Origin of the sequence: Psychrobacter piechaudii, from assembly GCF_900162825.1 — a bacterium.
In the GTDB taxonomy this organism is placed as follows: Bacteria; Pseudomonadota; Gammaproteobacteria; order Pseudomonadales; family Moraxellaceae; genus Psychrobacter; species Psychrobacter piechaudii.
Genome location: NZ_FUGE01000157.1, coordinates 23195 through 34324 on the forward strand (window position 1 = coordinate 23195; position 11130 = coordinate 34324).

Annotated in this window: 7 protein-coding genes; 4 read left to right on the forward strand and 3 right to left on the reverse strand. The window is 41.7% G+C overall.

Features of this window, described 5'->3' with window-relative positions; translation table 11 throughout:
- Nucleotides 1-265 precede the first annotated feature (265 nt).
- Entirely contained in the window at nt 266-2794 is a 2529-nt protein-coding gene (locus tag A1019T_RS08965) for an esterase/lipase family protein (RefSeq protein ID WP_244156602.1), read from the forward strand.
- A gap of 52 nt (nt 2795-2846) precedes the next feature.
- Here A1019T_RS08965 and A1019T_RS08970 read toward each other — a convergent pair whose 3' ends face one another.
- Together A1019T_RS08970 and lpxB are read right to left on the reverse strand one after the other, a co-directional pair.
- Nucleotides 2847-3758: a ribonuclease HII gene (locus A1019T_RS08970; protein ID WP_077451348.1), complete on the reverse strand. Its 912-nt coding sequence runs from the start codon at nt 3756-3758 to the stop codon at nt 2847-2849.
- Between the two features lie 47 nt (nt 3759-3805).
- Nucleotides 3806-5107: a lipid-A-disaccharide synthase gene (gene lpxB, locus A1019T_RS08975; protein ID WP_077451349.1), complete on the reverse strand. Its 1302-nt coding sequence runs from the start codon at nt 5105-5107 to the stop codon at nt 3806-3808.
- A 367-nt stretch (nt 5108-5474) separates the two neighbouring features.
- Between lpxB and A1019T_RS08980 the strand changes: the two genes are divergently transcribed.
- A complete protein-coding gene (locus tag A1019T_RS08980) occupies nt 5475-6560 on the forward strand; it encodes a 3-deoxy-7-phosphoheptulonate synthase (RefSeq protein WP_077451350.1) in 1086 nt (361 codons plus the stop codon).
- A gap of 110 nt (nt 6561-6670) precedes the next feature.
- Here the strand turns inward: A1019T_RS08980 and pepN are convergent, their stop codons facing one another.
- Entirely contained in the window at nt 6671-9304 is a 2634-nt protein-coding gene (pepN, locus tag A1019T_RS08985) for an aminopeptidase N (protein ID WP_244156603.1), read from the reverse strand.
- 223 nt (nt 9305-9527) lie between these two features.
- Here pepN and A1019T_RS08990 point away from each other — a divergent pair, with 223 nt between their 5' ends.
- Together A1019T_RS08990 and pal are read left to right on the forward strand one after the other, a co-directional pair.
- The gene (locus A1019T_RS08990) at nt 9528-10124 is read left to right on the forward strand and encodes a DUF6231 family protein (protein WP_077451352.1); all 597 of its coding nucleotides are present in this window, start codon (nt 9528-9530) and stop codon (nt 10122-10124) included.
- Between the two features lie 278 nt (nt 10125-10402).
- Nucleotides 10403-10915 (forward strand): peptidoglycan-associated lipoprotein Pal, encoded by a 513-nt coding sequence (pal, locus tag A1019T_RS08995; protein WP_077451353.1) that lies wholly within the window; start codon nt 10403-10405, stop codon nt 10913-10915.
- The last annotated feature ends 215 nt before the right edge of the window (nt 10916-11130 follow it).

An 11130-nucleotide genomic window follows, 5' to 3' on the forward strand; every position in this document is an offset into this window, starting at 1 on the left:
ACCTACTCTATTATCTCTTAAACTTTCAATTATCACTTATCTACGACCTGCACCTGCCTGACGTTTTCTTTGCTATTGTCATACTAATTCCTCAAAAATAAGGTATTATTAATTTTGACAACCACCCTTTGTCGCTATTTATTTAAATAAATAAAACATTACTGTTTTATTGTCTAAGTCATTGATTATGGCCCTATTTATGCATAGTAATTTCAAAACATCTAAACTGGCTACATGCCTTGCTTTAGCCTCAAGCGTTTTAGTTATGGCTTCTTGTAGCACCGTTTCTGTTAGCCAAAAAGACTCCAGTAGAACCATTGCCAATAACCGAGGTAATATTGTTACTCGGTCTGACTTAAGTAATAAAAGCACCTCTCAACTGCTTTCGATAGGTATGCCTCAAGATCAGTGTTTGAAGGACTTTAATAAATGCCTTAATAGAGTGGATAAAGGCATCTTAAACAAGAATAATAAAGAACATTTGGCATTATTGGCCGAGCTGCACTTAGCCAAAGCTAAATCCATTGCTGAATCTGAGAAATGTGTCCAAAGAATCACCCGCCCTCCTATTGATCCTTACTATGCCAATGCCCCTAAAACGGAGGAACAATATGCGGATTTTCTATTGTATTTACGGGAGTGCAATACCGCTTATCGAGATAATTTATTAAGTGCCATTAAATACAGTTACGCCTATCTATTCTATGCTCAGTTAAATCCTAGTACCGCGACACAGCTTAATATAAAAAATAAACCTAATAAATTATCGAGTAACTTAGACATTCAAACTCAGGATGTCTATGAAGCCGCCTCTGATGCCCTGCTCAAGCAGTTATATGCTAATAAGGATTATACTCAGCAAGCGGATAAAGTAACGTCGTTTATCAATACACAGCTAGTCAGTGATAGCCAATCCTCTAAAACCAATGAATTAGACGATGCTAATGGGGTTAAATACGGAGATCAAATAAAGGTTCTTAACTTTACCTTTCCGCCTATTGAGCAAGATAAATACCTAGCTAACACTCGAGCGGCTAAAAAGGAAGGAGAACCCTCAACCTCATCTGGTAATGATGATGAAGCCTTTACTGATTTTGAGTCTTCAATCAAACAAGGGGTAACTACTTCTATCGATCTTTATTTGCCCAATGAACCTGAGTACCTACAAAACACTGAAACTCATAACAAGAGTATTGATGCGCTTTATGCCAGCCATGACTTAAGCTTCTCTGGCCTAAATAGCATCAGTGAACGTGAAGGTGTTGGTATTAGCTACGTCACCTTATTTGACGAGCGTCTGGATACTTCCGTAAAAGGCCTAATCACTTCAGACAATAAAAAACTAAACTCAGAAAACCCACTCGATAGAATTCATCTGACCGGCAACTTACTGTTGACCAGCTTGGTAATTCCCCATGGAACTACCCTAAAAGAGGTTTTAGACAGTAACCGTTACGACATTAATTTATACAACCCACATCATACTGAAAGTGTGGATATTCTTGGTAAACCTTACTATTTAGCGGCTAACTTCTCCGCAAGTTATGGCATGTGGTTGGCTGAAAATAGATTAGATAACGTAGGCTACTTCAACCTATTATCTAAGCAGCAAAGTTTAGTGTTGCCTCAGCTATTCATGCTTGAGCCTTATGACCCCAATAAACGCATTATCATTATGTTGCATGGATTGGCCTCAAGCCCAGCCACTTGGATCAGTATTACCAACGATATTGCCAGTGATGATGAACTGCGCGATAACTATCAAGTATGGCAAATATTTTATCCCACAAATATTCCCATTTTAGAAAACCGCTACAGAATACAAGAGCTCATTGAGAGCGCCTACAAAATTAATGATCCTAACTCACAGCATATAGCCAGTCAAAACTCAGTATTGATTGGTCATAGCATGGGCGCAGTTATTGGACGCATGTTGGTTTCTAATGAAAACCTTCAAGATAACTTCCACCGCTTGAGCCAAGAGCAAAGCACCTTACGCCTTAGTAAGCTGGTTAACAATGAGTTGGATAGAGAGAATGTGCTTAATAGATTGCAATTAAAGCAGCTAAAAAGTGTCGATACCGCAGTCTTTATTTCTGCTCCATTTAGAGGAACAGATTTCGCTGATAGATGGTTTACCCAGCTGTTAAGACGTGTGGTGCATTTGCCGCTTGGCTTTATCCAAACCATTACTGGTAACCTAGCCAGTATTGCCAGTGAAGGTGAGCTTGCTAGCAACCCTCTCGGGGCGCTTTATTTCCAAAACGGAGCCAGTCAATTAAGTGACAAGTCGTCTTTTATGAAGCTGACTGCAGATTTACAAATTGCTGATGATGTGACCTATCACTCCATTATTGCTAATAGAGACTCGGATATCTACAATGGATTCATGCGATTGAAGCTGACAACAGCGCCTAGTACCAGCTTGTCAGATAAGACAGCTCCTGATGTACTTACTGCTGGTGTCAGTACGTTGCCAAGCTTCGTAGAAGAAGACACTGAGGTGAGTGCAGCTGAGAACTCAAGCGGCACAGCAACAAGCAGTGAGAATAGCGCCGGTCAAGATGCCGCTAATAAAATCAAAGAGGCTACTACTGATATTGCTCAATCAGTTACCCCTGCCTTGTCTGACGGAATTGTTCCTTATGCCAGCTCTCATCTTGAAGGAGCTGCCTCAGAAACAATCATTAAAGGCGGTCATAGTATTCAAGATACTCCAGAGGCAGTATTAACTTTACGCAAAATTCTACACCAGCACTTAAAGCAGCATCCCATTGAAACTGAGCGTAAATAGCCTTTTAGTAGATTAATTGCCAAAAAAACAGACGCTTGAAGCGTCTGTTTTTTCATCTGTGTTGTTCAAGAGCCTGCTGAATCGGTTTAAAGCTGCGTCTGTGCTGGGGTAATACACCCAATTGCTGTATGGCCTCAATATGAGCCTTGGTAGGATACCCTTTATGACCCTCGAGACCATAGCCTAGGTATGTAGCGCCATCAGCGATAAGCTGTCTGTCACGACTGACTTTAGCCAACACACTCGCTGCGGCTATGGCACTGTGACGAGCGTCCCCTTTTACCCAAGCTTCACCATAAACCGAGCACTTGGAACCAGAGAAGTTACCTACCCCATATTGTTGTAGAAATGACCAATCTAAATCTGGTAATTTATTACCATCTACTAATAGATTAAAGCGAACGTTTGGCTCAATTGAAGGTGTCACAGTTGAGCGCAAGGTGTCTACAATCGCAATCATCAGCTGCTCGCCGGCCACTCTCATACCAAGCATAGTAGCTTGTAGAATATTGACTTCATCAATAACTGCAGCAGGTATTTCAACAATTATATAGGCCAAAGCGTGCTGCTTAATGGGGTCAAAAAGACGCTCACGCTTTGACTCGGTTAATTTTTTGGAGTCGGTGAGTATAGATAATGCGGTATCCTGCAAGGGATTTTGCTCAATTTCAGCAGACCATATCTGGGGTAAAATCGCTCCTGACACCACCACACTGCCATACAAGGGACCCCGCCCTACCTCATCAATGCCTATATCAAACTTTATTAAGTTATTACCCTGAGAAGCTTGCTCAGTAACTGCAGTGTTTAATAGTTGCTGAAGATCTTGTAGCTCATTATTTAATAGCTGTTGATTGATGTTTCCCTCAATTTTAATAGGGGCACCCAAGGGCATCGGCAAGCTATTTTGGGCGGTAGATGAGAGTAAGGTTATTTCGGTTAAAGTATTATGAAAAGAGGTCATTGAAAAACTGCTTAGTGATTAGTAAAAATAGAGGTTAAGGGGTCGTATCAGCCCTGTGACTTAATAACAAGATTTTGGTTGAGATGATCATGCCAAGCATTCACCACAGCTGACACAGCACTCTGACTGCTTTGCTGCTTTAACCAAGTAGAAGTCTCCTCTAAACGGTCTAGCTGCTCTTGATAAGCCTGCGGTGTCATCAACCGTGTTACCGTGCGGCAGATACTGTCTCCATTGGCTTGCTCCTGAAGCAGCTCGGGCACAATCTTTTCTCCTGCCAAGATATTTGGCAAAGACACATAAGGTACTTTTACCAAGCGTTTGGCTATGGCATAGGTCAGTTTCTTCATCTGATATACCACGACCATCGGGCGGTTAAGTAACATAGCTTCTAAAGTGGCTGTCCCTGATGCCAGAACTATCAGATCTGACATCGCCATAATGGACTGGCTAAAGTCTTGTTGCTGCTGCGTTTCATCATAAGCTACCGCCACAGCTTTTCTCAAAGACTCATCTTGACGCTCTATTAAATCTTTTACGATGTACTGATGATTCTTATCTATGGTGGGAATAACAAAGCACAGCTTCTCATCAACCAATAACAGTCGACTCACCGCATTTAACATTAAGGGCAAAATAGCATTAATCTCTGAACGTCTAGAGCCTGGCATCAAGCAAATCATCTGGCTAATATCTTCTTTACGATTGGCAAAAAAGTTATGCAGCTCTGAGTTGTTCCAAATCAGCTCACGTCGCTGTTCATGAGTTTCGATTTCTACCAAGTCTTTTGGCAGATTGTGTAGTAGAGGATGGCCAACACAAACTGCAGGATGATGGTGACGCTGATAAACCTCAAGCTCAAATGGGAACAGACACAATACTAAGTGGGTGGCTTTCTTTATCGACTCAATACGAGACTCTCGCCAAGCCCAAATTGAGGGGCTTACATACTGCACACAAAAGATACCTTTTGGTTTTAGTTTTTTGGCTACTCTCAAATTAAAGTCTGGGGCGTCAATGCCAATAAACCAATCTACTTGGGCGTCAATAAAAGCAGAAACCAACTCTGTTCGCGCCTTTAATAGATCAGGGAGCTGCGACATTACCTCTACCAAACCCATTACTGCTAAGCGCTCTAAGGGAAATAAAGACTGCAGGCCCTGTGACTTCATCTTAGGCCCGCCTACTCCTACCCAGACCACATCTTCAATGAGGTCATTGACTTGGGCCATAAAGTCTGCCCCCAAGCTGTCGCCTGAAGCTTCTCCTGCAACTATGCCAATCACTAGCGGCTTGGTGGGGTCTTGAGTGTTTATAGGCTTAACTTGCCCTGAAGCACTTGCTAACATAGCTAACTCTACTTTAATATCAAAGGATTAGAAGGAATTTAAACTTTAGGTATGGGAGGCATGATATAAATCGTCAAATCGAGCCCACAGTATAACAAAAATTTGTAGGGGTCATTCCCTATATGAAGCAATAAGGATAGCTTAACACTTGTCAATCATAGAATAACCCTCCATAATAAAGTTATCCCTAACTAAAAGTTATGACTTATTTAAGCTAACAAGCTTTAGCTCAGAACGGGCTACATAACTCTATGATATTTAAGCTTATAAGTTATTTCTTATGATTATCACAACTTGTCTTATAACGTTATACCAAAAATTAACTTCCCAATTTTTTTAACAATATTTTAAACTAGGCAATATAAATATGACTATAAACTCGACTACCCATACAGCAGATATTGATGACGTGAATATTGAAAAGTTTATCCCTTTAATTACTCCTAATAGCCTAAAAGCCGAGTATCCGCTATCTGAAACTGCATATAACACGGTACTGACGGGTCGTACTACTATCCAGAGCATTCTAGATGGCACCGATAAGCGATTATTAGTGGTGGTTGGCCCCTGCTCTATTCATGATGTTAAAGCGGCTCATGAATATGCGGATAAACTGGTTAAGCTTGCAGACGAGCTTAAAGACAGTATCTACATCGTGATGCGTGTCTACTTTGAAAAACCGCGTACCACTGTGGGCTGGAAAGGTCTAATTAATGACCCTGATATGAACGATAGCTTTGATATTGAAAAGGGTCTGCGTACTGCCCGTAAGCTATTATTGGATTTAAATGAAAAAGGCCTACCTTGTGCCACAGAAGCACTGGACCCTAATACACCGCAGTACATACAAGACTTAATCAGCTGGTCAGCCATTGGTGCACGTACTACTGAAAGCCAAACCCACCGTGAAATGAGCTCTGGCCTATCGTGCCCTGTTGGCTTTAAAAACGGTACTGATGGCGGTATGACTGTCGCAGTGAATGCAATGAATGCAGTCAAATCAGGTCATAACTTCCTAGGCTTATCTAGCGATGGTCAGGTCTGTATCATCAAGTCAAAAGGTAACCCATACGCTCACGTAGTACTGCGTGGTGGTAACGGTAAGCCAAACTATGATCAGTCTTCTGTCGAACAGGCTGAAAATGAGCTAGAAAAAGGCAATGCCATGGTAAAAATCATGATTGACTCAAGCCATGCTAACTCAGGTAAAGACCCTTATTTGCAGCCTATGGTCATCCAAAACGTAGCTGAGCAAATCAGTAATGGTAACAAATCTATCATGGGGCTTATGATTGAAAGTCACTTAAAAGGTGGTAATCAAAAACTAAACAGCGATTTAAGCCAGCTTGAATACGGTAAGTCTATTACTGATGGCTGCTTAGACTGGGACAGTACGGTTGCCTCTTTACGCAACTTACGCAACACCGTTAAGGATGTACTACCTAACCGCTAATTTAGCTTCTATAGCTTTCAATACTTATAAAAAAACGCCCGACATAATATGTTGGGCGTTTTTATTTATATAAGCTTTTACTCATATAAAGAGATACAACAAGCTTTAGACTAGCCCGCCTTCAAAATCGTATGCAGACTTTCAGTAACGTTTTTCGACTTAACCTGCTTACTTAAGTGTTGCAATTGCTGCTTAGCTTCTGTGCGTACAGGCTCTACCAATGTATACCAGCGTGATAAGGTTTGTAATAAACGCGAGGCCAATACTGGGTTAGTTTCATCTAGCTTTTTTACCACAGCAATATAGGTTTGCAGGCCCTCTTTAGTCCACAGCTTGGTGGGCTGTGCAGCAAAGCTACCCACAACAGCGCGGATTCTATTAGGCGTTCCCCAATCAAAATCTTTACGCTCAATAAGGGCTGCAATATCAGCAATAGAGGCAGTTTCATCTCCAGCTTGGACACTAAACCATAAATCCATTACCAAAGCTTCTTTATTGAAGCGTTGATAGAAGTCATCAAGTACCGCTTGCTTTTGAGGATGTTCATAGTTGACCATGGCACTTAAAGCTCCCAAACGCTCAGTCATACAGCGGGCAGTTTGATACTGCTCGTAAGCCCAGTCATGTGCTTCTTCAACACCGGCAGTAAGCGCCATATCCAGCACCACATTACGTAGTGCCCGCTTACCTCTGGCTTGCGGCGTGTCTTCATAATCCTCTATGGGTAACTGCTGGTAGACCTGTTGCCAATCATCGAGCATATACTGTGCTAGATTGGCTTTTAGCTGGTCACGCTTTTGCTTCATAATGCTTGGCTGATAATCACTATTAACCGCTGAAGCAAGCTCACGCTCAGCAGGAATATCTAGAATTCTAGCCGCTAACATCGCATCTTCTTGCACCAAACTTAAGAACGCTTTTTTGACCGCTTGTAGATATACGTCTGGCTCGTTATTTTGCAGTAATATTTTATTTACCAAGGCTTGGGCACTTTGCCACTGGTTGAAGCCATTGGTTTCATGAGCCAATAAGAAGGCCAAATCTGCTTCACTATACTGATACTTCATTTGTACCGGAGCACTAAAATCACGCAATACAGAGACGATCGGCTCAACACCCTCTACTGTGCTCACATTGTCAAACACGAAGTCTTGTGTCTCTTTTTCTAGCATTAACAAGCGCTCTTCAATTAGCTCGCCACTGCTTCTATCAAATAAGGCTGTAGCCACAGGAATAGGCAATGCTTTTGGTGCCTCATAGCCTTCTACCTGACGCGTCTTTTGCGATAAAGTCACTGTCAGCTTGCCAACATTACCTTCCCCTAACTCAAAGCTTTGATGACCTGATACCTCAGGTGTACCCGGCTGAGTGTACCAGTCGATGAAGTGTTCAACAGATTTACCTTGGGCACTTAATGCCGATAGCCAGTCCTCCACAGTCACTGCCTGACCATCATAACGCTCAAAGTAGGTGTCTGTTCCTTGACGGTACTCCTCACCTAAAGTATTGGCCAACATACGTACCACCTCTGCCCCTTTTTCATAGACCGTGGTGGTATAGAAGTTATTGATTTCTACAAAGCTGCTTGGACGCGGTGGGTGTGACAAAGGACCTGCATCTTCGGTAAACTGATACGCGCGTAACATAGACACGTCATCGATGCGCTGCACAGCAGGCGACTGATGATCGGCTGAGAAGGACTGATCACGATAGACTGTCAGCCCCTCTTTTAAACACAACTGGAACCAATCGCGACAAGTCACACGGTTTCCAGTCCAGTTATGAAAGTATTCATGAGCAATAATAGATTTCACGCTAAAGCTGCGTGCATCAGTCGTGGTCTCAGGACTTGATAGTACACAAGAGGTATTAAAGATATTCAGACCTTTGTTTTCCATCGCTCCCATATTGAACTGGCTCACTGCCACGATCATATAACGGTCGAGATCATAGGCTCTACCGTAATTAACCTCATCCCAGTGCATGGAGTCTTTTAACGCTTGCATCGCGACATGACATTTATCAATATCATACGCTTTTGCATAAATCTGTAGTTTGACATCACGACCTTCGATGGTGGTATAGCTGTCCTCTAATACTGCTAAATTCGCAAAGACACAAGCAAATAGGTAGCTTGGTTTCTTGCTGACATCATGCCATATCGCATAGTGCCGATTGCTGTCCCCCGCCACCTCTCCTGACTCGATAAGATCCCCATTGGCTAATAAGGTAGGAAACTTCTTATCCGCCTCTAAGCGAGTGGTAAATACCGATAAAACATCTGGACGATCTGGATAATAGGTTATCTTACGAAAGCCTTCTGGCTCGCACTGGGTTACAAACATAACCTCATCGCCTTCTCCAGCGATATACAGCCCTTCAAGTTCAGTGTTTTTTTGTGGTTGATGATGCACACAGATTTTTACCACAGCATCATCTGGGGCATCAGAGACAGTCAACTGACCTTCATCAAGCTGATAATCACCTTCTACCAACGCCTCATCATTGATACTAATCGCTAACAGTTCCATATTTTGACCCAACAACACCAAATCTCCTGGATGTTGTCTTTTCATGGTCAACACGCTGTCGACCGTGGCATGATCTTCAAAAAGCTTGATGTCCAACTCTACTTTTTCCACCGAATAACTTGGCGGGGTATAATCTTTTAGATAGATCTTCTGTATGCCATTATCAGCCGTTGCCTCAACCGCTTCAGGATTATGCTCTGGAGCATCTGGCATTAGGCTATCCACAATCATGGCATTGTCTTTGGCATCAGTATTAATTAAATCTGTCATAGGGATCTCTTTATTTTTTGGTGGTCTTTATTTAGCGGTAATAGTAGCTTTTATATTGTAACATTCTGCCTGTTTTTAAACACATTAGGGGTAAAATATGTTATCTATACCCTACTGCCTCTATTGTTCTAGCTCGGCAAATAATTCATTCTTTAAAGTGTAAACTATGTCATTAACACCCGACCCAAAAACCACCTCATATCTAAATGCTATGGCTGCCCATATTCTACAAGTTGTGCATCAATTGACCTTGCCTCTAGAGTCTGAAGCACAAAGTAACCAACAAGACAGCTCGCCATTTTGTATATTGTTAGTGAGTGATCATCAGATCAATGAGCTACTTTGTCAGTTATTAATAAAAGAGCATCCAAACCTTGTCATTGATAGCTTAACACTGACTGAGTTTGAGGCTATGCCCTTCAATAAACACTATACGCTCGGATGTTTGGTACAGCCTTTCTATCTGAATTCTGAATCTAATACGGATAAGACTCAGGCAAAAGCTAGTGTTGCAACCTATAACACTATTGCTATTAGACTACGAGATTTATTTGCTGAACAAAGCTTATTACTGACTTATACGCCATTAAGTGAGCTTAACTTTACTTGCTTAGGCTATATTGCTCACCCCATTGAAACTTCTGATGAGGTACCAGATTTTGTGAGTTGGCAATTTAACCTCTATGACTATAAACAGCGACCCGATTGGCTGAATGCCAAATACTGGGCCAACCCTGAAAATTTTGATAAATATAGATGGTAGTGTGAAGAACCAGGACTTTTATTGAAGTTTTACAATAATACTCGCCTTTACCGCTGCATTAGTCAGATAAAATGCTTGTTTAATTTTTGAAACTTTGTCATTATCCTGATATAAATTTACAGTAAAACTACTTACATAAAGTAACATCTGCTTTTAAATGTGCTATATTTACAATAATTGTATTTGGCCATTCATGTGGTGTTGGTTAATGAGCAAGTTACAACAACATAAGTAAGAACATAAGCTCACAACACTTTTTAGGAATCTAAGGATCTAATATGTATTCATCATTAAAAATTTCGGCAATCAGTCTACTTTCAGCGGCTCTTTTAACCACAGTGGGCTGTGCTAGCAAACCTCAAACTTCTGAGTTTGTAGTAGCTCCTATGGCAGTGCCAGGTAACGCAGCCTATCAAACCGGTCCTTTAGTAAATAACTCAGCAGAAGTCCAAGCCGCTGCCCAAAATGTACGTGGCATTGTTCATTTCGCCTTTGACAGCAGTGCCATTGATGCCGAAGCTGCGAATGTTCTAAACGAACAAGTTGCCTTCTTAAAGAATTATCCTGATGCCGTTGTGTTAGTTGCTGGCCATACGGATGAGCGCGGTAGCCGTGAGTACAACCATGCTCTAGGTGAACGCCGTGCCCAAGCCGTTAAAAACTACTTAGCTTCTCAAGGTGTTACCGATGCTCGCGTTGAAACCATTAGCTATGGCGAAGACCGTCCTGTGGCTACTGGTACTGATGAAGCCTCTCATGCTGAAAACCGTCGCGCTGAATTATCATACTAATTTATTAACCGTTAACTTGATAATTTCAAACGACCATAAAAACCCAGCTTAGGCCTAATGCCAGTCAGTTAAGGCAAAAACTCAATAAAAGTAATAAAATAGCCCATCTAATAAGTAGATGGGCTATTTTACTATGAGACTACAAGACGCTATTAATGAGACGCATAAAAGGATTCCAGACACCCTAGAACAATTTAGTGAATTAATAGATCCTG